General features: G+C 34.6%; 21 protein-coding genes. 16 read left to right on the forward strand and 5 right to left on the reverse strand.

Going from position 1 to position 22,118, the window contains the following annotated elements:
- The first annotated feature begins 204 nt into the window (after window positions 1-204).
- The 6 genes from JVV30_RS08715 (at window position 205) to JVV30_RS08740 (ending at window position 8,391) form a co-directional block, all read left to right on the forward strand.
- The gene (locus tag JVV30_RS08715; protein WP_204193990.1) at window positions 205-3,495 is read left to right on the forward strand and encodes a CapA family protein; all 3,291 of its coding nucleotides are present in this window, start codon (window positions 205-207) and stop codon (window positions 3,493-3,495) included.
- Window positions 3,496-3,664: 169 nt separating this feature from the next.
- Complete coding sequence (locus tag JVV30_RS08720; protein WP_204193992.1) at window positions 3,665-5,050, forward strand: long-chain fatty acid--CoA ligase; 1,386 nt, start codon at window positions 3,665-3,667, stop codon at window positions 5,048-5,050.
- On the forward strand, window positions 5,047-6,192 hold the full coding sequence (locus JVV30_RS08725) for an acetyl-CoA C-acyltransferase (RefSeq protein WP_204193994.1): 1,146 nt from the start codon (window positions 5,047-5,049) through the stop codon (window positions 6,190-6,192). The genes JVV30_RS08720 and JVV30_RS08725 overlap by 4 nt, the downstream gene beginning before the upstream one ends.
- Window positions 6,161-6,541 carry a protein VraC gene (locus JVV30_RS08730; RefSeq protein ID WP_204193995.1) on the forward strand — a complete coding sequence of 127 codons (381 nt, stop codon included), beginning with the start codon at window positions 6,161-6,163 and terminating at the stop codon, window positions 6,539-6,541. Before JVV30_RS08725 ends, JVV30_RS08730 begins: the two co-directional genes overlap by 32 nt.
- Entirely contained in the window at window positions 6,531-6,791 is a 261-nt protein-coding gene (locus JVV30_RS08735; protein ID WP_204193996.1) for a hypothetical protein, read from the forward strand. Before JVV30_RS08730 ends, JVV30_RS08735 begins: the two co-directional genes overlap by 11 nt.
- Before the next feature lie 193 nt (window positions 6,792-6,984).
- Window positions 6,985-8,391 (forward strand): MFS transporter, encoded by a 1,407-nt coding sequence (locus tag JVV30_RS08740; protein ID WP_070854321.1) that lies wholly within the window; start codon window positions 6,985-6,987, stop codon window positions 8,389-8,391.
- A gap of 338 nt (window positions 8,392-8,729) precedes the next feature.
- On the opposite strand, the gene vraX is transcribed toward JVV30_RS08740, so the two are convergent.
- Both vraX and thiD read right to left on the reverse strand, forming a co-directional pair.
- Entirely contained in the window at window positions 8,730-8,900 is a 171-nt protein-coding gene (vraX, locus tag JVV30_RS08745) for a C1q-binding complement inhibitor VraX (protein ID WP_011276668.1), read from the reverse strand.
- Between the two features lie 251 nt (window positions 8,901-9,151).
- Window positions 9,152-9,982 (reverse strand): bifunctional hydroxymethylpyrimidine kinase/phosphomethylpyrimidine kinase, encoded by an 831-nt coding sequence (gene thiD / locus JVV30_RS08750; RefSeq protein WP_204193997.1) that lies wholly within the window; start codon window positions 9,980-9,982, stop codon window positions 9,152-9,154.
- Window positions 9,983-10,121: 139 nt separating this feature from the next.
- On the opposite strand from thiD, the gene JVV30_RS08755 reads away from it, so the two are divergent.
- The 4 genes from JVV30_RS08755 to JVV30_RS08770 all read left to right on the forward strand — a co-directional run bounded on the left by JVV30_RS08755 (window position 10,122) and on the right by JVV30_RS08770 (window position 13,169).
- Window positions 10,122-10,781 carry a uracil-DNA glycosylase gene (locus tag JVV30_RS08755; protein WP_053031374.1) on the forward strand — a complete coding sequence of 220 codons (660 nt, stop codon included), beginning with the start codon at window positions 10,122-10,124 and terminating at the stop codon, window positions 10,779-10,781.
- Window positions 10,782-11,165, forward strand: a complete 384-nt coding sequence (locus tag JVV30_RS08760) for a DUF5327 family protein (RefSeq protein ID WP_204193998.1) — start codon at window positions 10,782-10,784, stop codon at window positions 11,163-11,165.
- A gap of 27 nt (window positions 11,166-11,192) precedes the next feature.
- Window positions 11,193-11,561, forward strand: coding sequence for a DUF423 domain-containing protein (locus JVV30_RS08765; RefSeq protein ID WP_161632370.1), 369 nt, complete (start codon window positions 11,193-11,195; stop codon window positions 11,559-11,561).
- A 126-nt stretch (window positions 11,562-11,687) separates the two neighbouring features.
- Window positions 11,688-13,169 carry an APC family permease gene (locus JVV30_RS08770; protein WP_204193999.1) on the forward strand — a complete coding sequence of 494 codons (1,482 nt, stop codon included), beginning with the start codon at window positions 11,688-11,690 and terminating at the stop codon, window positions 13,167-13,169.
- Window positions 13,170-13,248: 79 nt separating this feature from the next.
- Here the strand turns inward: JVV30_RS08770 and JVV30_RS08775 are convergent, their stop codons facing one another.
- The 3 genes from JVV30_RS08775 to hemQ form a co-directional block, all read right to left on the reverse strand.
- Window positions 13,249-13,701: a threonine/serine exporter family protein gene (locus tag JVV30_RS08775; protein WP_053031382.1), complete on the reverse strand. Its 453-nt coding sequence runs from the start codon at window positions 13,699-13,701 to the stop codon at window positions 13,249-13,251.
- Window positions 13,702-13,713: 12 nt separating this feature from the next.
- On the reverse strand, window positions 13,714-14,481 hold the full coding sequence (locus JVV30_RS08780) for a threonine/serine exporter family protein (protein ID WP_053031384.1): 768 nt from the start codon (window positions 14,479-14,481) through the stop codon (window positions 13,714-13,716).
- Between the two features lie 757 nt (window positions 14,482-15,238).
- On the reverse strand, window positions 15,239-15,988 hold the full coding sequence (hemQ, locus tag JVV30_RS08785; protein WP_204194001.1) for a hydrogen peroxide-dependent heme synthase: 750 nt from the start codon (window positions 15,986-15,988) through the stop codon (window positions 15,239-15,241).
- A 174-nt stretch (window positions 15,989-16,162) separates the two neighbouring features.
- Here hemQ and pta point away from each other — a divergent pair, with 174 nt between their 5' ends.
- From pta to JVV30_RS08815, 6 genes are all read left to right on the forward strand, one after another.
- Window positions 16,163-17,152 (forward strand): phosphate acetyltransferase, encoded by a 990-nt coding sequence (gene pta, locus JVV30_RS08790; RefSeq protein ID WP_204194003.1) that lies wholly within the window; start codon window positions 16,163-16,165, stop codon window positions 17,150-17,152.
- The gene (locus JVV30_RS08795) at window positions 17,152-17,994 is read left to right on the forward strand and encodes a lipoate--protein ligase family protein (RefSeq protein ID WP_053031390.1); all 843 of its coding nucleotides are present in this window, start codon (window positions 17,152-17,154) and stop codon (window positions 17,992-17,994) included. Before pta ends, JVV30_RS08795 begins: the two co-directional genes overlap by 1 nt.
- 568 nt (window positions 17,995-18,562) lie before the next feature.
- Window positions 18,563-19,486, forward strand: coding sequence for a mevalonate kinase (gene mvk, locus JVV30_RS08800; RefSeq protein WP_053031392.1), 924 nt, complete (start codon window positions 18,563-18,565; stop codon window positions 19,484-19,486).
- Window positions 19,487-19,490: 4 nt separating this feature from the next.
- Complete coding sequence (mvaD, locus tag JVV30_RS08805) at window positions 19,491-20,474, forward strand: diphosphomevalonate decarboxylase (protein WP_053031394.1); 984 nt, start codon at window positions 19,491-19,493, stop codon at window positions 20,472-20,474.
- Window positions 20,475-20,486: 12 nt separating this feature from the next.
- Window positions 20,487-21,563: a phosphomevalonate kinase gene (locus JVV30_RS08810; RefSeq protein WP_204194005.1), complete on the forward strand. Its 1,077-nt coding sequence runs from the start codon at window positions 20,487-20,489 to the stop codon at window positions 21,561-21,563.
- A gap of 209 nt (window positions 21,564-21,772) precedes the next feature.
- Window positions 21,773-22,114, forward strand: coding sequence for a YuzB family protein (locus JVV30_RS08815; protein WP_070854315.1), 342 nt, complete (start codon window positions 21,773-21,775; stop codon window positions 22,112-22,114).
- Window positions 22,115-22,118: the final 4 nt, after the last annotated feature.

Genomic DNA, 22,118 nt, shown 5'->3' on the forward strand with positions numbered 1-22,118 from the left:
CACAGGAGTCTGGACTTGACTAATGCATGTAACAAGTATATATAATAAATAGTATATTATGTATATATTTAAATATTAATTTTAATATCAACTATGTAAAATACTTATAAAAATTAGTTTTAATTAACTGAAGAATGAAATGAATTTAATGTGATTTTTAACAATCGATAATGAATCATTATTAAAGGCGATAGGATGAGGGATATGGTATATAATAAAAAGTTGATTGAACAGTTATTAGAAGGATATTGGTATCGAAAACCCCAAGATGGATGGTATGTAGATAATATTGATATTAATAAACAACAAATAAAGAATTATAGTCATGATGGCTATAAAACACTATTTATAGCGATAGATTCAGAGACTTGGCACAGAGGTTCTGGAAATACTGGAATTTATGCAGGTTGGAATGATACACATCAAAATTTGAAAGAATATGAGACGTATATGAGTGGTGTTATTGCACGCCATCCTATTGAAGATTTAAATGAGAATATTCCGCAATTCATCATGAATGATACATATAGTGCGATACGTAAGTTAGGGCAATTTTCTTACGAAGTATTTAAGGGGAAAACGATTGAAATTACTGGAACAGCAGGTAAATCTACTTGTAAATCTTTATTAAAAGAGTTATTGAGTGAAAATAATTCTGTTAATGCGACAAGAGGTAATCATAACACTAGAACTGGAGTTCCTCTAACTATTGCAAATGCTATAAATCAACCAGACTATTTAGTATTAGAAGTTGCAGTGTCAAGTTTATGGATGAGAAATGGTGGTATTGCTAAGACATTCGTTCCAGATATTGCAATGATTACATCGATTGATGGTGGACAGGAGAAAAATGCTCATGAAATAGCAGTATTAAAATCAAAAATTGCTGAAGGAATGAACCATTTAGGGAATGTAGTGGTTAATCGAGATATGAATGAGTATGAAACTGTTGTTCAAACAGTAAAACAATACAATAAAAATATTATTACTTATGGTTTTAATAAGGATTCAGATGCTTATGTAATAAGATATGAAGAATTTAAATTCCATTCACACGTAGATGCTTATATTATAGGAGAAAACATATCATTCGATACACAATTGTCAGGAGAAGCAATGATTCAAAACATTGTAGGTGCATTAACAATCATTAAACTGTTAGGAATATCTTGTCAAAGTGTACTTTCTCGTTTAGAACAATATAAGCCAAATATGGGGGTACAGAATTTTGAGGAATATACCACAAAGAGTGGCGATAATTTTACATTAATTAACGATGCTTGGAATGCTATGGGAATCTCTATGCTTGAAGGTATTCGAGTATTGAAAAAAAAGTCTAAATTTTACAAAGGTAAAACGATAGCGGTATTAGGACGAATTATAGGATTGGATCCACAAGAAGCCAAAAGACAGCATGAACTTATAGCCGATGAACTCATTAAAGCAAATATTGACATTGTATTTGGTCATGGTAAAGAAATGAAATATGCTATGAAAAAATTACCTAAAGAAATTATTGGAGGTTATTATGAAAATGCAGATCAATTAGCAATTGAAGTTGCTAATATCATTCAGAATGATGACTTAGTTTTAATTAAAGGTTCTGTTAGAAATAGTGATTTTAAGAATGTTAAGAGTAAAATTATTTCATATACAACAAAAGGAGTACAGTTTAAGTTAACAGATACAATACCTAGTAATGGTTATGGTGTTGCTACATATAATGTTAAGTCAGGAATAAAAGTTGCAAGTATCGGTAAACAAGATGTAGTTCAAAATCAAGGAATTGGCGGAATATTGTTAATTAATCATATCTTGGATTTAATCTTTGCCAATCAACTAGAGTTGCATCAAACTTATAAGCCCGATAGACAAGCAATTAGAGAAAGTGTCAATTCTAGAGCGATTCCCTTGAAGCAAAATGATGAAATTACTTTAAATGATTTATTGTCTGCTGCAATTGTTACATCTTCTCCTAATGCAATTTTGATGTTGGCAAATACTGTTAAAGGTTCGAATAAAGAAAGTTTAGAAGTAATTAAAAAGTCTGCACAAATGATTGGTGCTCATTCAGAAAGTGCGCTTAATATTACTGGTAGACGTATTAAAGGTAAACGTCAGCATTTAACGCTAGAGGATTTATATTTAGCAAGTAAATTACTCTTTAATAAATATCCATTCATTAAAGATATTTTATCAAGAAATAATTATGTATTTAAAAATAAACTTTATAAATCAGAATCAAATTTATTTAGTTATGGAATTGCTTCTCATGGGATTTTTTATGGACAAGAACATTCAATAGGAGCAATATTATCAAAAATCGATGGTGAAGAATATATAACTGTAGTTATTGGGGCGCGAGATGCGTTCCACCGAGATGCATTGATTTACAATTCCATTATGCAAGTTACTCAAAATGAACTACAACCTTCAGAAAGTGTAACAATTAGTGAAAATCGTAATACACCATATACCATCAATATCATAGGTGACACATATTTCGGAGAATTTTATACAGAAAGACGTCGACGTAAAGGTATTGATGACGCCTTAACATTGAAAAATCGACATTACAGTTTTGATGGTATTCGTGACATTTTAGAAAAAGGAGATTTTAATGTTTGTAATTTCGAAGCAGCAATTTCCGACGATAAAAATGATTATCTGAAACAAAGAAAGCCATTTGTTTTAAATGCTTCTGAAGTACATACAGTTGAAACACTAAAAAAAGAAAATATACAATTAGCTACGTTAGCCAATAATCATTTAATGGATTGTGGTGTAGAAGGGTTAGAACGTACAGTGAATCATTTTAATTTAAATGGAATTTCAACAATTGGTGCAGCTATAAATCAGAATGAAGCAGAGAAGCCATTTAATATTATAGTTAACAATCAAAATTATGCGATATTTAATGCATATTGGTATAGACGACCAATGCATCGTGAATATGATTTTTATGCAATAGGTAATGAACCTGGAGTAGCATGTTTAAATCCCTTCTTATATGAAAAAATTCGTGAAATGAAAGATAGTGGATCCAAAGTGATTGTTATCGCACATTGGGGTGTCGATTTCGGGAGTGTTCATGCTAAACAACGAGAATATGCAAAAATGTTGCAACAGGCTGGGGTAGACCTAATTATTGGCCACGGCGCACATATGATGCAAAAAATTGAATATATAAATGATACGACTGTAGTGTATAGTATTGGTAATGGTGTATTTAATAGTAATGGGGAATATGACCAAAGATATGTACCACCATATAGTTTTATAGCACAATTAATTATAAGTTCTAATAATCAATTGAAACTAAAGCTATATCCGATTTATGGGAATAATCTAGAAACGTTCTGGCAACCACGCTTTCTTACTGAATTAGAATTTAATCATTGTAGAAAAATGTTGGAGCAATATAGTGGAAAGCTAGATATCATTAATGGTCGAGATGATCATTTTTACTTTGAAGTACCATTAAAAATTAATTAAATTAACTTTTAAATTTTATTAACCTTCCTTATGTAATTTTGGAAGGTTTTTTATAGTGTGATTTATAGCGCAATACAAATTTTCATTTAAATATAAGAGAATTAAATTTGAATAAATGTTAACATAATATAAAAATAAGTTAACATTAAAGGTCGAAAGAGGTCATATGATGCTAGAAATTTTAAAGCGACTTGAATATTATGCTCAAGTACAACCGCAGTCTATTGCGCTTCAAATTGATGATGAAAGATTAAGTTATGAGGCGTTATACGAAAATATATGCTACTATACCGTGACGTTGCCAATGTTTCAAAGTGGATGTAGGGTAGGCTTGCTGAGTGACTCACCTATAACGAATATGACAAATTATTTTATTATTTTAATGATGGGCGGTGTGCCATGCTTTATAGATGCCAAGTGGACACAAGCAACAATTGATGAACTCATAGAGACGTATCACATTGAATATATCGCCACAGCTATCGCCAACTTTGAACCGACTGTATCGTATGGGACATATAATCAATATATGAATGAACAAGCGAAGGTAGAACATATACTACATATTGGCTTTACCTCAGGGACTACAGGACTACCTAAGGCATATTACCGAAATGAACTTTCATGGGTTGCATCATATAAAGAAAATGAAGCTTTATTACTTAACCAAGAAAAAATTTTAGTTGCGCCTGGTCCACTCGCGCATTCATTATCATTGTACACTTGCATCTACGCGCTTTATTCGGGAAGAACATTTATTGGACAAAGACAATTCAACACACATCGCTTGATACCAATATTAAGGCAACAATATTCCAATATAGCGTTATTTCTTGTGCCAACAATGTTACATCAATTATTAACTACCGAATCGAAATTAACATGTATTACATCTATATTGTGTAGTGGTTCGAAATTATCAGAACCATTGTTTAAAGCAGTGACACAACAGTATGAACACGCCAACATCATTGAGTTCTTTGGAACATCGGAAGCAAGCTTTATTACATATAATTTTAATCAAACAGCGCCAACGCATTCGGTCGGACAAGTGTTTCCGAATGTTTCAATTCAACTTGAAGAACAAGATGAACGGCATATTGGATTGTTAAAGGTTCAAAGTAATATGACTTATTCAGGCTATGTTAATGCTGGGGTGGTGCAACCTCAAAATTGGATAGAGACAGGCGATTACGCCTATGTAAAAGATAAGTATCTTTATTTAGTGAGTCGTCAAAGCGATCGCCTTATTATTGGAGGTAAAAATATATACCCCAGTGTGATAGAGCAACAAGTGAAATTATTAGATGGAATTGAAGAAGCGGTTGTCATTGGTGAACCACATCGTCAGTTTGGTGAAATTGCTGTATTAATCTATCTCGGAGATCGAGCACTCACATATGCAACGTTGAAACATTATTTACAACAAACGTTATCAAGGTATGAAATACCATCTAAGATTGTGAAAGTCAGTAAACTGCCTTTTACGAATAGCGGCAAGGTAGCACGGCGTAAAGTACAAGCACTTTATTTAAAGGGGGCATTTAAATCGTGAGAGAAGCAGTTATAGTGTGGGCTAAGCGGACACCATTTGGTAAATATGGAGGCATGTTGAAACATTTAGAACCTGAAGCCTTATTGGTGCCACTTTTTCAAAATATAAAGGCAAGTTTTCCTGAAATTATAGATCAAGTGGATGATGTAGTATTAGGCAATGTGGTAGGCAATGGTGGCAATATTGCTAGAAAGGCAGTACTAGAGTCTGGCTTAAAGTATACTATTCCTGGTGTTACAGTGGATCGACAGTGTGGTTCGGGACTTGAAAGCATCATCTATGCGTGTCGAATGGTGCAATGTGGAGCTGGACGCGTGTATATCGCAGGGGGTGTAGAAAGTACAAGTCGTGCGCCTTGGAAGATGAAACGCCCTCAGTCAGTATATGAATCACAGTTGCCACAATTTTATGAGCGCGCATCATTTGCACCTGAAGGACAAGATCCAGGCATGATTGAAGCAGCTGAGAACGTGGCGCAACATTATAATATCTCTCGGCAGCATCAAGATGCATTTGCAGCACGGAGTCATCGATTGGCAACAACACATTTTGATAATGGTGATATACAATGTGAAATTCTACCTTTAAAGGTTAAGGGGAAGTGGTTGTGTAAAGATGAAAGTTTGAAACCAGCGTTAACTGAATCACGTTTGCAACGATTAAGACCGCTTATATCGAATGGTACAGTAACAGTTGGAAATAGCTGCATGAAGAATGATGGTGCTGGGCTAGCTTTAATTATGGATAAGGAAATGGCTATAGCATTAGGCTTGAAATACGGCATGGTGTTTAAAGATGCTGTTACAACAGGTGTGGATCCAACGTTACTAGGAATTGGACCAGTACCTGCAGTTTCACAATTATTAAAGAAACAGCAATTAAATATTGAAGATATCCAAGCGATTGAACTTAACGAAGCCTTTAGTTCACAAGTACTTGCATCCATAAATGAGCTGCATGCATGTATAGAGAAGGTAAATCAATGGGGTGGTGCGATTGCTACAGGACACCCATATGGTGCAAGTGGCGCGGCATTAGTTGCTAGACTATTAAACTTGCCTAAGTGGCAGTTAGGAATTACTACGATGGGCATAGGAGGAGGTATGGGTAATGCAATTCTCTTTGAAAAGTGGAACCAGTGAAATGATAACAATTGAATTTCATGAGCATGATGTGCATAGTTATTGTGATGTAATCGGTATGGCGTATGATGGCATCGTTCCACCATTAATGTGTGCTAAACTATGGCCTAAATTTAAAATGTTCCAAGTTTTCAAGGGGAAGCCGATACGACTAGTCCGTACTAATGTTGAGAAATTTGAAAATTTAGAAAGTGACATGCAATATTGTGCATATTTAACGTATAAAAGTTGCGATAAAATAAAACAATTTAACCGTTTTATCTTTAAATTAGAAATTAATAAAAATAATAAAACTTGTATGATTATCGAACAAATATTTATTTCTGGGGAGGGAATATATGGTTTTTAATAAAGAGTTGGTAGATCAATATTTAAAAATTGTTGATGATGAAAATCCAATTCATAGCGATATTGTACCAGGACAGTTCATCGTTGAAAAGGTATTTTCAATGTTAGATCAACACTGGGATAAATATAAAATTAAATATCTTGAAAGCATTGGTATCAATGAGTTTGTGGGATTTGAAGTTGTTGGAAAGAATAAAATTATTGTTTCGAATAAATCAGGTGGGGTAAAACTAGTTATAATTAGAAATTGATAAAAATATTATTTTCTAATTATAACTTTTTTTGCTTTTATTAAAATTTTGAAAGCGTGTACATAAGAATATTGTTAAATTCTGCAATATGAATAATATTGTATTTTTGAAATTAATATAATTTTTAGTAATTTGACAACATTCATTAGGTCTGTATAATTATGTAACATAAACAAAAGGAGTGTTACAGGTCATGGATTTTAAAAAAGATAGAATTAACATGGTCGATGGGCAAACAGCGAAGAAAACAGTGTTTGCTACAGGTATTGGTAACGCCATGGAATGGTTCGACTTTGGTGTCTATGCGTACACTACAGCGTATATCGGTGCGAATTTCTTTTCACCGGTACAGAACCCACAAATTCAACAGATATTTACGTTTGCCGCATTAGCAATTGCGTTCCTATTACGACCAATAGGCGGGATCGTATTTGGTATTATTGGTGACAAATATGGACGTAAAGTTGTATTAACTACGACAATTATTTTAATGGCTTTATCAACATTAACGATTGGTATTTTACCAAACTACGATGCGATAGGCTTATGGGCACCAGCGCTCTTGCTACTTGCTAGAGTGTTACAAGGTTTCTCTACTGGTGGGGAATATGCAGGTGCGATGACTTATATTGCTGAAATTTCACCAGATAAGAAACGTAATAGTTTAGGTAGTGGTCTTGAAATTGGTACACTATCGGGTTATATTGCTGCTTCTATTATGATTGCATTATTAAGCTTCTTCTTAAGTGATGCACAAATGGAAGCTTGGGGTTGGAGAATTCCATTTATCCTAGGATTATTCCTTGGTTTATTTGGACTTTATTTACGTCGTAAGTTAGAAGAATCTCCAATTTATGAAAATGATGTACAGGCACCAGAACGTGACGATATAGGATTCTTTACAATTATTCGTTATTACTTTAAAGATATCTTAGTATGTTTCGTAGCAGTTGTCTTCTTCAATGTAACTAACTATACAGTGACTGCCTACTTACCGACATACTTAGGACAAATTGTTAAGATTGACCAAACAACAACAAGTGTATTAATTACTTGTGTTATGGCAATTATGATTCCATTAGCTTTATTCTTCGGTAAATTAGCAGATAAAATCGGTGAGAAGAAGGTATTCTTAATTGGTACTGGTGGTCTGACACTATTAAGTATCGTTGCGTTTAGTTTATTAAATACGCAATCATTACCATTCATTATTCTTGGTGTGTTTATTTTAGGTTTCTTCTTATCAACATATGAAGCAACAATGCCTGGTTCATTACCAACAATGTTCTATACACATATTAGATATCGAACATTAGCGGTAACGTTTAATGTTTCCGTTTCATTATTCGGAGGTACGACACCTTTAGTGAACTCATGGTTAGTTGAATCAACTGGTAATATTTACGCACCAGCGTATTATTTAACAGCAATTAGTATTATCGGCTTTATTGTGATTGCAGTACTACATGTAAGTACTGCCGGTAAATCACTTAAAGGATCTTATCCTAATGTTGATAATAAAAAAGATTTACAATTTTATGAATCAAATCCTAAAAAAGCATTATGGTGGATTAAGACTAAGAAAAATAAAAACGCATAGTAATTATCAATTAAACGCATTGATGCACGTTCGCATCAATGCGTTTTTTAATTCATTTAACTTTAAATAGAAGTACTATAAATAATTAGCTACGTAAAAATATAGCGTCAATGTTAGCAAAGCTTAAAGTTACGCTCTAAGCATACGAGGGGGGACAATCCTCGTCTAACATCGACGCTATTTAAATAAGGTGAGTTTAGGAATGATTAATGACTTTTAAAGTTACTCAATAGTATTAGGGGGCATAAGAACTTTTAAGTCAATTTTGGGAATAATTCATCTGTTTGAATTCTCAATTTGGAAAACACTTTTACTGTGCTTCTTGATGTCTTAATGACTTAATAACCTAGTTTCATGTTATCAAGGTCATTTTCTAGTAGAGAGAGCAATTTATAGATTTCATTCTTGTTAAACGTTTCATCAAATTTTACCGTAATTGTCTTGAAGGTTTTCGTAATGATTTCGTACATTGGGATACCATTCTCTATATTTTGCTTGTAGATAATCATGATGTGTAATTCCTCCTTTGTCTCTCTACACTTAATATAGTAAAGCAATTTTAAAATAAAAACATGAGCCCAAGGTACCAACTTTGGATACAACGTATAGCCTATCACTTTCTACGACTTAATACCTAGAATTTATAATAAGCCTAAATTAATGTGAATGACTTTAATAAAAATACCTCCTCAATAAATGATCTTAAAAAAGACTTTATTGAGGAGGTTAGTTTGAGTTAATAAAAATTAAGTGTTTACTATTATACTTCTGTTACCTCTACATCGATATGTTCAACGCGGTTATATGCGCCGTGATCTACAGGACCTACGAAGTCGTTCATTTTCCAGCCGTATTTAATTGCTGAAGCAACAAATGCTTTCGCACTAATCACAGCTTCTTTAGGTGATTTGCCATTTGCTAGGTATGCTGTTGTAGCAGCTGCAAACGTACAACCAGCACCGTGGTTATAGCTTTGTTGGAACATGTCTGTAGTTAATTGATAGAACGTATTGCCGTCATAGTATAAGTCGTAAGATTTATCTTGATCTAACGCTTTACCACCTTTAATAATAACGTGTTGTGCACCTTGATTGAAGATGATTTCTGCTGCTTTTTTCATGTCTTCAATAGAAGTTAATTTACCTAAACCAGAAAGTTGACCAGCTTCAAATAAGTTAGGTGTGACAACAGTTGCTTTAGGTAATAAATGTTCAATCATTGCGTCAGTATTTCCTGGGTTAAGTACTTCATCTTCCCCTTTACATACCATAACAGGGTCGACTACGAAATATTGTGCACCTGATTGTTCAAATGCTTCACCAGCACGTTTAATGATTTCTTGTGTACCTAACATGCCTGTTTTAACTGCATCTGGACCAATTGAAATCGCTGTTTCTAATTGTTTTTCGAATAAATCCATTGGAAGAGGTGTCACATCATGTGACCAAGTTTCTTTATCCATCGTTACAACAGCAGTTAAAGCGACCATACCGTATGTGTCTAATTCTTGAAATGTTTTAAGGTCAGCTTGCATACCAGCGCCCGCACTTGTATCTGAACCTGCAATTGTTAATACTTTTTTTAAAGCCATGTACATTCACTCCCGACAATTTCTAATCTATGTCTAATCATAGCATGTTTATCGGACAACGTGCTAGCTTGAAGTAATGGATGAAATCAATAACTTATAAGGTGCGCATTATGTTAAAATATGGCTTGAGGTGAAAGCGATGGAATGGTCAGAAATATTTCACGATATTACGGAACGACACGATTTTACAGAGATGCATGATTTTTTAGAAAAAGAATATACGACGCAAATTGTCTACCCAGATCGAGAAAATATTTATCAAGCCTTTGATTTAACACCATTTGAAAATGTAAAAGTAGTGATATTAGGTCAAGACCCTTATCATGGTCCAAATCAAGCGCATGGTTTAGCGTTCTCGGTACAACCCAATGCCAAGTTCCCACCATCATTAAGAAATATGTACCAAGAATTAGAAGATGATATCGGATGTCACAGAACATCACCCCATTTACAAGATTGGGCACGTGAAGGCGTCTTATTACTAAATACCGTTTTAACGGTACGACAAGGCGAAGCGCATTCTCATAAAGATATTGGATGGGAAACATTTACAGATGAAGTCATTCAAGCGATTTCGAAACAACGTGAGGATGTTGTGTTCATATTATGGGGGAAACCTGCACAACAGAAGATTAAATTAATTGATACATCCAAACATTATATTATTAAATCACCACATCCAAGTCCTTTATCGGCGTATCGCGGATTTTTTGGTTCTAAACCATATTCAAAGGCGAATGATTATTTAATAAGTAAAGGTAAAACACCTATAAATTGGTGTGAGAATGGGGAGGTTTAAATGAATAAAGCACAAGTAATTCAGTTGATTGAACAAGAATTAGTGCAAGCTGATGAGGCGACGAATGCGCAACAATTTGAGAAACATATGTATGCAATCCATACACTAACGTCGATCTATGCCAATGGTGACAGTAAGTCGGCGTCTTCTAAGACACAAAGTCAAGATTTTACCAATACGGTGACGCCGTCATTTTCAAAGGTAAACCAAAGTTCTAATACATCAACGTCACAAAATAAATCTAAAGTGACAGCTGCAGAAATCGAAGCGATGGGTGGAACAGTTCCAAATACCATGAAATCGACACAGAATAATCACTTACCGTCTAATACGATGATCACGGACGATGAAATCGGTAATGGCGAATCCATATTTGATTTTTAAACTGAATAAGGAGAATGAAGAGATATGATGAAATTGTTTATAATACTAGGTGCGTTATGTACGATGATGTCAGTTGGTACTGGGGCGTTTGGTGCGCACGGACTTGAAGGTAAATTATCGGATAAATATATGTCAGTTTGGGAAAAAGCGGTAAATTATCAAATGTACCATGGATTAGGATTAATCATTATTGGGGTGATTAGTGGTACAACATCTATTAATGTGAATTGGGCAGGCTGGCTACTCTTCCTAGGTGTTGTGTTCTTTAGTGGTTCATTATATATTCTAGCTTTAACACAAATTCGCATTTTAGGAGCGATTACACCTATTGGTGGCGTATTATTTATTGCAGGTTGGCTTATGCTTATCATTTCTACATTTAAATTTGTAGGGTGATATTTAATATGATTTAAAGCCTTTATGTCATTGAATTTAAATAGTTAAACACTTATATTGTATCAATACTATAGATTAAATAACTCACCTTTGGGGTATATAGCATACTTGAGGTGAGTTTATTTTATGAGCAAAAATAATAAAAATCAGAATATAGATCGAGGCGATTTGAAACAGAACCTCTCTGAAAAATTTGTATGGGCGATTGCTTATGGTTCATGTATTGGTTGGGGTGCCTTTATTTTACCTGGAGATTGGATTAAGCAATCGGGACCAATTGCGGCATCTATCGGTATCGTTATTGGTGCGTTATTAATGATACTTATTGCAGTGAGTTATGGCGCTTTAGTAGAGCGATTTCCAGTTTCAGGGGGCGCCTTTGCATTTAGTTATTTAAGTTTCGGAAGATATGTTAGTTTCTTCTCATCATGGTTTCTAACATTCGGCTATGTATGTGTGGTTGCACTTAATGCGACTGCGTTTAGTTTATTAGTGAAATTTCTACTCCCAGATTTGCTTAATACTGGGCGATTATACACGATTGCAGGCTGGGATGTTTACATAACTGAAATCATTATTGCAACAGTATTATTACTTGTGTTTATGTTTGTAGCCATTCGTGGCGCAAGTGTATCTGGTTCATTACAATATTACTTTTGTGTAGCTATGGTCATCGTTGTCTTACTGATGTTCTTTGGCTCATTCTTTGGTAATAATTTTGATTTTAATAATTTACAACCATTAGCCAATCCAAGTACAGGCTGGTTTACATCTATTATTATGATTGTGGCAGTAGCGCCATGGGCTTATGTTGGGTTTGACAACATTCCCCAAACTGCGGAGGAATTTAACTTTTCACCGAATAAGACGTTTAAATTAATTGTTTATAGTTTGCTTGCAGCGTCATTAACTTATGTCGTTATGATTTTATATACAGGTTGGTTAAGTACGAATAGTGCAAGTTTAAATGGTAATTTATGGGTGACAGGTGCAGCAACACAAACTGCCTTTGGTTACATTGGCTTAGGTGTATTAGCTATAGCGATTATTATGGGTATTTTTACAGGTTTAAATGGCTTCTTGATGAGTGCCAGTCGATTACTCTTCTCGATGGGGCGTTCTGGAATTATGCCAACTGCGTTTAGTAAATTACATTCTAAGTATAAAACACCTTATATTGCGATTATCTTTTTAGTAGCTGTAACTTTAATTGCGCCTTGGTTAGGTCGTACGGCATTAACATGGATTGTTGATATGTCGTCAACAGGCGTATCGATTGCTTATTTTATTACATGTTTATCTGCTGCTAAGTTATTTAGCTTTAATAAAGAAAGCAATACGTATGGGCCTGTCTATAAGACTTTTGCCATTTTAGGTTCGATTGTATCGTTTATCTTCCTTTTATTATTATTAGTGCCTGGTTCACCGGCGTCATTGTCAATGCCGTCTTATATTGCGTTAGGCGGATGGCTAGTGATAGGATTGCTTTTCTTTGTGATTCGCTATCCGAAATTAAAGAACATAGATAGTGATGAATTAAGTCGATTAATTTTAAATCGTTCTGAAAAAGAAGTTGAGGATATGGTAGACGATACCTATAAATCATAGAGTGAAAAAAGTTCAATTTTAAAAGCGCGGGCTCAATGAGCCACGCGCTTTTCTAATATCATATATATAATCAAGGACGTTAAATTCTTTTTCGTGTTCTTGCAAATCCAGATAATATAATTTTAGAAATTTGATCTGCAAATAATAAGCCAAGTGCAATGGCACCTGCAATCAGTGTGACTTCAAGCATTGTATTAATCGCTTTACTAAAGTCTAATAGCACCAAATTCTTAGTTGCATCAAATGCAAGGCCACCTGGGACAAGTGGAATGATGCCAGGTACCATGAAGATAATTGCCGGCTCTCTCTTTGTACGAGCCATATAATGACTAATTAAACCTAGTGCTAAACTACCAAAGAAACTTGAATAAATGGTATGTACATTTAACCCTTGAAAGAAGAGAATGTAAACCATCCAACCACAGGCACCTACAAACCCACATGAAAGATAGAGCTTTCTAGGCGCATCGAAGATCACACAGAAAAATAGTGAAGCGGTATAACTAAAAATTAAGTTTAATATCCAAAACATTCATTCCCACTCCTAAACTAAGATTAATACTGAGCCAACGCCAGCGCCAATACCAAAAGCGGTGACAAGAGCTTCTAAGGATTTCGTTGTAAACATAAGCATATGGCCACCAAATAAGTCTTGTATGGCATTGGTTATAAGCACCCCGGGAACGATTGGCATAACAGAGGCGATAATAATGGTTGCGAGGTCTCCGGTAGGTAATAAGTGATGTCCCAGTACCGATATAATACCGATAACAAGCGATCCTAGAAATTCTGGAATGAATTGCGCATGTAAGCGTCTATCTAAAATTTCAACGACAAGATAGCCTAAACCACCTGCTAACAGTGCTGTGATAACATCGATCAGTTTACCATCTTGTAAGTACAAGAAACTAATCGCGATAATAGCCGCAGCAATCCCTTTAAATAATAAGCTACTATCTCGTTTAGCAACATATATATTTTCAAGCTTTAGTTTAGCTTCTTCAAGTGTAATAGCACCTTTAGTTATTAAACGTGAAATTTCGTTTGTTTGTGAAATTTTAATGAGATTGGTATCACGTGAGTTAATTCTAAAAATTCGAGGGTAAGATTCGTTGTGTAATGTAAATTGAATGACAGTATTAGTGACAAAGCTATTACTTTCAGAATAGCCAAGTTTACGCGCAATACGAGTCATCGTATCTTCAACACGTGTTCCTTCTGCACCCGATTCTAATAATATACGTCCAGCCATCATGACGACGTCTTTGATTAATTTTTCATCTGCATTTTCATGTATTTGTGTATTATCCATTTCATCACCATTCGTTAAGATGTATTCATAATTATAGTCAATCAATCTGAGATATTAAAGCTATTTAAACTTAAGTTATCATATTAAATCGACTAATTCATTTAAAGTCATACGTTTATAGTAAGTTGTTATAAACATGCGTGAAGGCATTATTGAGTGTATGTCGTTAGAGGATTTACTAAAAAGTAAGTTGGCATTCAATGACTACAACGCATACGCCATTCTGCACAATGAAGACAGTATACCATTAAAGTAGTCGAGATAAATCAAAGCGTGTATATTAATCAAAATAGTATAAAATTGCAATATATTTAAAATGAAAATTATATAGAAACTCATTCTATAATGTTTCAAAATATTACAATTTGGTTAAATAATAATTAGTTAGCAATTTATGAGTCATTTTGGGTAGCGACAATATGACTATGGTTGTTAATGTTCAGAGTAGTAATTAAGTTCTCCCAAAACGCATACTACACTATAATAGCCTGAGACATCGCATGTGTCTCAGGTTGTTTTTATTGTGGACTTGTGCACGACTTTACTAGACTATATTTTTCCCTAAATGGTCGTCGATTAAACTCTGATTAGATGAATCATAGTGAATATTGCAGTTCGATATCATAGTGTTAATGGGAGTATTTAAAACGGATTTCTATCTTTAATAAATAAGAAGTTCCCTTCGAAAGCTTATTGCAGCAAGCTTAGAAGGGAACAAGTTATACATAAACAAGTGATAAAATGACTTAACAATAGATTAGATAGCGAAGAAGTGTTCGAAAGCATCTGTTGTTAAGATATGACCAATGTAGAACCCACCAAATTCACCATATCTAGCGGTTGTTTCGTCAAAACGCATTTCATATACAATCTTCTTGAATTGTAGTACATCGTCTGAGAATAGCGTTACACCCCATTCAAAGTCATCGAAACCAACTGATCCAGTGATAAATTGTTTGATTTTACCTGCATATTGTCGGCCAATCATACCATGGTTATACATTAATTTCTTACGTTCTTCCATTGGTAACATATACCAGTTGTATGTTTCATTACGACGTTTATCCATCGGGTAAAAACAAATATATTCTGTTCTAGGTAATTCAGGATATAATCTTGCTCTAATATGTGGATTTTGATATGGATCTTCATCCGATTTACCTGCTAGATAATTACCTAATTCAATAACTGATACGTATGAGTAAGTTTGAATTAAGAAATCAGCAATACGAAGTTTATTGAATTCATTCTCAATCTCATTTAATTCTTTCATTTCCGGACGTAAATACCATAATAATATGTCGGCTTTTTGACCAGTAATATTATATAGTGCATAGTCACCGGCTTGTTGTTCTCTGGCGCTAGCTTTATCGTTAATGAATGTCTTGAATTCATTAATCATTGCTTCACGTTCGTCCTCAGGCACTAGTCTGAATGTTGCCCAATCAACAGCATAGAATAAATGAAGACTGTACCAACCATCTAAAGTTTCAGCTGCTTCACTCATGTGTATCGCTCCTTCGAAAATTGATTATTATTGTTTAATACAGACTAAATTTTATCATAAAGAGAATTAGTAAACATACTTAAATGATTACAAATTAGTGAAATGGAAATATCAATACAAATACAGTATAATTAGGTTGCAAAATATTATTATGAAATTATTTAGGAGGGCATTATGTCTAGTTTATTAGATGTATTACAAGAGAAACTTTCAGGAAAAAATGTCAAAATCGTATTACCTGAGGGTGAAGATGAGCGTGTGTTAACAGCTGCTACACAATTACAAGCAACTGACTATGTAACACCTGTCGTTTTAGGTGACTATGACAAAATTAATTTATTAGCTAAAGACAAAGGATTAGATGTTTCAGATATCGAAATCATCAATCCATCTACAAGTGAACTAAAACCAGAATTAGTTAAATCATTCGTTGAACGCCGTAAAGGTAAAGCGACTGAAGAACAAGCTGAAGAATTATTAAATAATGTTAACTATTTCGGTACAATGTTAGTTTATGCTGGTCATGCTGACGGATTAGTAAGTGGAGCTGCGCATTCAACTGGAGATACTGTTCGCCCTGCATTACAAATCATTAAAACAAAACCAGGCGTATCTAAAACTTCTGGTATCTTCTTTATGATTAAAGATGACCAACAATATGTATTTGGTGACTGTGCAATCAATCCAACATTAGAATCATCTGATTTAGCAGAAATCGCTGTTGAAAGTGCGAAATCAGCTGAAAGCTTCGGCATGGACCCACGCGTTGCGATGTTAAGTTTCTCAACTAAAGGTTCAGCTAAATCTGACGATGTTGATAAAGTTGCAAATGCAGTTAAATTAGCTCAAGAAAAAGTAGAATCTGAAGGCTTAACAGATGTTGTCATTGATGGTGAATTCCAATTTGATGCTGCCATTGTACCTTCAGTAGCAGAGAAAAAAGCACCAGGTGCTAAAATCCAAGGTAATGCAAATGTCTTTGTATTCCCAAGCTTAGAAGCTGGTAACATTGGATACAAAATTGCGCAACGTTTAGGTGGATTTGACGCAGTTGGTCCTGTATTACAAGGTTTAAACTCACCTGTTAACGACTTATCACGCGGTTGCTCAACTGAAGACGTTTATAAATTATCAATCATTACAGCTGCTCAAACATTACAATAATGGATTTAGCAAGCAAGTACTTTAATGATATTGATTGGCGCTATGTAGATCATTCATCTGGTTTAGCGCCAATGCAATCATTTGCTTTTGACGATACGTTTTCAGAAAGTGTAGGTAAAGATTTATCATGCAACGTGGTTAGAACGTGGATCCACCAACATACAGTTATTCTTGGTATCCATGATTCTCGTTTGCCATTTCTTAAAGATGGTATTCGATATTTAACGGATGACATTGGTTATAATGCCATTGTGAGAAACTCAGGTGGCCTTGGCGTCGTGTTAGATCAGGGTGTGTTAAATATTTCTCTTATTTTCAAAGGTCAAACTGAAACGACCATTGATGAAGCATTTACAGTGATGTACTTATTGATTTGTAAAATGTTCGAAAATGAAAATGTAGAGATTGATACACGTGAAATTGAGCATTCATACTGCCCAGGTAAATTCGACTTAAGCATAGACGGTAAAAAGTTTGCCGGCATTTCACAACGACGTGTTCGAGGTGGTATTGCAGTTCAAATATACCTCTGCGTTGAAGGTTCAGGTTCAGAACGTGCAGAAATGATGCGTGTCTTTTATGAACATGCGCTAAAAGGTGAAGTAACTAAATTTAAATATCCAGATATTCAACCTGAATGTATGGCATCACTTGAAACACTCCTTGGACGAGACATTAAAGTGCAAGATGTAATGTTTCAACTATTGCATGCGATTAAAGATTTAGGTGGTAATCTGAATATGGATCCCATCACAGAAGATGAATGGTCACGTTATGAAGGTTATTTCGACAGAATGATAGATCGCAATGAGAAGATGAATCGTTCAATAGAAGGAAATTAAGCGTGAAACAACTTTTAAAATAAAAAATTTGATACAGTTAAAGGAGACTTTCTATTACTTTTATATAGTTTAGAAAGTCTCCTTTTCATTTGAATAAATGTAAAGTTTAGTGGAATTATATATCAAATTTATTATAAATTGCTATATTCCTATTACTTTTTATAGTAATATAGTTTAGGTGGATTAATATAAAAACAATGTATATTGCGTGTCATCATCATGCGCAGAGAGTGGGTTCAAACCGCGGAATGGATCGATCAATCGTAAACCATTGACATAGCAGTATGTTAGAGATTTTAAATTTTAGGGTATAATTATTTTTAAGTTTTAAAGTAAATAATTTGAGTCTATTTTTAATCAGTTTGCAACAAACGCAAAAATGAATTTAGACGAAGACAAATGTCATTAAAGATAAATTGACGTATATATACATCGATAAAAATCGATAAATCAAACACCAAGTTACTTAAGCATACATAGAGTTGGCAGATTAAGGATATATGCATGATACGTATGTCCACTGATCTCGAAAATAATTTTTCAGAAAGAATATTAAAGGTGAGATATCATGGTACAACGTGGCTATGGGGAGTCTAACGGCAAAATAATATTAATCGGGGAGCATGCAGTCACATTCGGTGAACCTGCAATTGCGATTCCGTTCACTTCAGGAAAAGTAAAAGTCTTAATTGAAAGTTTAGAAAAAGGGAATTACTCAGCAATTCAAAGTGATGTCTATGATGGACCACTTTATGATGCGCCAGAACATTTGAAATCGTTAATAGGGCATTTCGTTGAAAACAAAAAGGTAGAAGAGCCGTTATTAATTAAAATTCAAGCTAATTTACCCCCATCTAGAGGGTTAGGTTCAAGTGCAGCAGTTGCTGTAGCTTTCATAAGAGCAAGCTATGATTATTTAGGTTTACCATTAACGGATAAAGAATTATTAGAAAATGCAGACTGGGCAGAACGTATTGCACATGGTAAACCAAGCGGTATAGACACAAAGACGATTGTGACAAATCAACCTGTTTGGTATCAAAAAGGTGAAGTTGAAATATTAAAGACATTAGATTTAGATGGCTATATGGTTGTTATCGATACAGGTGTCAAAGGTTCAACTAAACAAGCAGTTGAAGATGTCCATCAATTATGTGATAACGACAAAAATTACATGCAAATTGTTGAACATATTGGATCTTTAGTGTATTCAGCAAGTGAAGCCATTGAGCATCATAGTTTTGATCAATTAGCAACAATCTTTAATCAATGTCAAGATGACTTAAGAACATTGACAGTAAGTCACGATAAAATTGAAATGTTTCTTCGTTTAGGAGAAGAAAATGGATCGGTCGCTGGCAAGTTAACAGGTGGCGGTCGAGGTGGTAGTATGCTTATCTTAGCTAAAGAATTGCAAACAGCTAAGCGTATTGTCGCTGCCGTTGAAAAAGCTGGCGCACAACATACATGGATTGAGAAGTTAGGAGGATAAACCATTGAAAAAGAGTGGTAAAGCACGCGCACATACGAATATTGCACTGATTAAATATTGGGGTAAAGCAGATGAAGCATTAATTATTCCAATGAATAATAGTTTGTCAGTTACACTAGACCGTTTCTACACTGAAACGCGTGTTACATTTGACGACACATTGACTGAAGATCAGTTAATCCTAAACGGGGAAACTGTAAACGCTAAAGAAAGCGCTAAGATTCAACGTTATATGGACATGGTTCGTAAAGAAGCAGGTATTTCAGAACATGCACTTATTGAAAGTGAGAATTTTGTTCCGACAGCTGCAGGATTAGCGTCTTCAGCGAGTGCGTATGCTGCATTAGCTGGTGCGTGTAATGAAGCTCTACAATTAGGTTTGTCTGATAAAGACCTTTCACGTTTAGCGCGTCGTGGTTCTGGTTCAGCATCGCGAAGTATTTATGGCGGATTTGCTGAATGGGAAAAAGGGCATGATGATGAAACGTCTTATGCACACCGTGTTGAATCCGACAGTTGGGAAAACGAATTGGCTATGATTTTTGTAGTCATTAATAATAAATCTAAAAAAGTATCTAGTCGCTCGGGCATGTCATTGACACGTGATACGTCTCGCTTTTATCAATATTGGTTAGATCATGTTGAACCAGATTTGAAAGAGACGAAAGCGGCAATTAGTCAAAAAGATTTCAAGCGTATGGGTGAAGTGATAGAAGCCAATGGTTTACGTATGCACGCTACAAATTTAGGTGCACAACCGCCATTTACATATTTAGTACAAGAAAGTTACGATGCAATGCGCATCGTTCAGGAATGTAGGGAAGCGGGTTTACCATGTTACTTTACAATGGACGCGGGACCAAATGTCAAAGTATTGATCGAGAAGAAAAATCAACAAGCCATCGTAGATAAATTTTTACAAGCATTTGATCAATCAAAAATCATCACAAGTGATATTACACAATCAGGAGTCGAAATAATTAAGTAAGGAAGAGATATAATGATTCAGGTGAAAGCACCAGGAAAGCTTTATGTAGCAGGCGAATATGCAGTGACTGAGCCGGGATATAAGTCTGTCTTAATTGCGGTCGATCGATTTGTGACTGCTACGATTGAAGCTTCAAATGAGGTAACAGGTACGATTCACTCAAAGATACTACATTATGAGCCTGTAACGTTTAATCGCAATGAAGATAAAATAGATATCTCTGATGCCAATGCTGCGAGTCAACTAAAATATGTTGTAACTGCGATTGAAGTTTTTGAACAATATGCAAGAAGTTGCAATATTGAATTAAAGCACTTTCATTTAGAAATTGACAGTAACTTAGATGATGCTTCAGGTAATAAGTATGGGCTTGGCTCGAGTGCAGCTGTCTTAGTATCTGTTGTTAAGGCTTTAAATGAGTTTTACGATATGCAATTGTCTAATTTGTACATTTATAAATTGGCGGTCATTTCTAACATGCGACTACAAAGTTTAAGCTCATGTGGTGATATAGCTGTCAGCGTGTATAGTGGATGGCTAGCTTATAGTACTTTTGACCATGATTGGGTTAAACAACAGATGGAAGAAACTTCAGTTAATGAAGTACTAGAAAAGAATTGGCCGGGACTTCATATTGAACCACTACAGGCACCAGAAAATATGGAAGTGTTAATCGGGTGGACAGGTTCACCTGCATCATCACCACATTTAGTTAGTGAAGTCAAACGCTTGAAATCAGACCCTTCTTTCTACGGAAGATTCCTTGATCAATCGCATGCGTGTGTTGAAAACTTAATTTATGCCTTTAAAACAAATAACATTAAAGGTGTTCAAAAGATGATACGACAAAATCGCATGATTATTCAACAAATGGATAATGAGGCGACGGTTGATATCGAAACTGAAAATTTAAAATTATTATGTGATATTGGAGAACGTTATGGCGCTGCTGCTAAGACATCAGGAGCTGGTGGTGGTGACTGCGGTATCGCAATTATCGATAATCGTATCGATAAAAATCGTATTTATGATGAATGGGCATCTCACGGTATTAAACCGTTGAAATTTAGAATTTATCATGGACAATAATCATATTCGCACGTAAACGAGTGGGACTAAATTCAAATGTTGAATCAAAGTCTTGCTCTTTTTTAATGAAAGTGCGCATGACTTTTAATGATTTGCTTGAATTTTTTAGTAAAAGGAGTAAAATAATTAGAGTTAAATTCATCGATGCGTATGTAAAACTTTTTAAAAAATTTATATAGCAATGACAATATAGAAAGGTAGGTGGCAAGGTGAAAAATAAATTCTTGATTTGTGATGAATGTCAGGCGGTTAATATTAAAACGTTGAAGAGAAAACTAGAGAAGTTAGATCCAGAAGCGGAAATTGAAATTGGTTGCCAATCTTATTGTGGTCCTGGACGTCGAAAAACGTTTGCTTTTGTCAATAATCGTCCACTTGCTGCGCTTACTGAAGACGAACTATTAGAAAAAGTCACAGCCCAGCTTAAAAAACCAAGAGATCCGGAAGAAGAAGAGCGTCTAAGAAAACGTAATGAAGAACGTAAACGTCGTAAAGAAGAACAAGACCGCAAGCTAAAAGAAAAATTAGCTAAACGTAAAGCGAATAAATAATTAA

Source organism: Staphylococcus sp. GDY8P47P (assembly GCF_016892225.1).
GTDB lineage: Bacteria > Bacillota > Bacilli > Staphylococcales > Staphylococcaceae > Staphylococcus > Staphylococcus borealis.

Excerpts from the sequence above, each read along its gene's own strand:
- JVV30_RS08715 (WP_204193990.1), top strand. The coding sequence starts at position 205 with ATGGTATATAATAAAAAGTTGATTGAACAGTTATTAGAAGGATATTGG.
- JVV30_RS08720 (WP_204193992.1), top strand. The coding sequence starts at position 3,665 with ATGCTAGAAATTTTAAAGCGACTTGAATATTATGCTCAAGTACAACCG.
- JVV30_RS08730 (WP_204193995.1), top strand. The coding sequence starts at position 6,161 with ATGCAATTCTCTTTGAAAAGTGGAACCAGTGAAATGATAACAATTGAA.
- JVV30_RS08735 (WP_204193996.1), top strand. The coding sequence starts at position 6,531 with ATGGTTTTTAATAAAGAGTTGGTAGATCAATATTTAAAAATTGTTGAT.
- JVV30_RS08740 (WP_070854321.1), top strand. The coding sequence starts at position 6,985 with ATGGATTTTAAAAAAGATAGAATTAACATGGTCGATGGGCAAACAGCG.
- vraX (WP_011276668.1), bottom strand. The coding sequence starts at position 8,900 with ATGATTATCTACAAGCAAAATATAGAGAATGGTATCCCAATGTACGAA.
- thiD (WP_204193997.1), bottom strand. The coding sequence starts at position 9,982 with ATGGCTTTAAAAAAAGTATTAACAATTGCAGGTTCAGATACAAGTGCG.
- JVV30_RS08755 (WP_053031374.1), top strand. The coding sequence starts at position 10,122 with ATGGAATGGTCAGAAATATTTCACGATATTACGGAACGACACGATTTT.
- JVV30_RS08760 (WP_204193998.1), top strand. The coding sequence starts at position 10,782 with ATGAATAAAGCACAAGTAATTCAGTTGATTGAACAAGAATTAGTGCAA.
- JVV30_RS08765 (WP_161632370.1), top strand. The coding sequence starts at position 11,193 with ATGAAATTGTTTATAATACTAGGTGCGTTATGTACGATGATGTCAGTT.
- JVV30_RS08770 (WP_204193999.1), top strand. The coding sequence starts at position 11,688 with ATGAGCAAAAATAATAAAAATCAGAATATAGATCGAGGCGATTTGAAA.
- JVV30_RS08775 (WP_053031382.1), bottom strand. The coding sequence starts at position 13,701 with ATGTTTTGGATATTAAACTTAATTTTTAGTTATACCGCTTCACTATTT.
- JVV30_RS08780 (WP_053031384.1), bottom strand. The coding sequence starts at position 14,481 with ATGGATAATACACAAATACATGAAAATGCAGATGAAAAATTAATCAAA.
- hemQ (WP_204194001.1), bottom strand. The coding sequence starts at position 15,988 with ATGAGTGAAGCAGCTGAAACTTTAGATGGTTGGTACAGTCTTCATTTA.
- pta (WP_204194003.1), top strand. The coding sequence starts at position 16,163 with ATGTCTAGTTTATTAGATGTATTACAAGAGAAACTTTCAGGAAAAAAT.
- JVV30_RS08795 (WP_053031390.1), top strand. The coding sequence starts at position 17,152 with ATGGATTTAGCAAGCAAGTACTTTAATGATATTGATTGGCGCTATGTA.
- mvk (WP_053031392.1), top strand. The coding sequence starts at position 18,563 with ATGGTACAACGTGGCTATGGGGAGTCTAACGGCAAAATAATATTAATC.
- JVV30_RS08810 (WP_204194005.1), top strand. The coding sequence starts at position 20,487 with ATGATTCAGGTGAAAGCACCAGGAAAGCTTTATGTAGCAGGCGAATAT.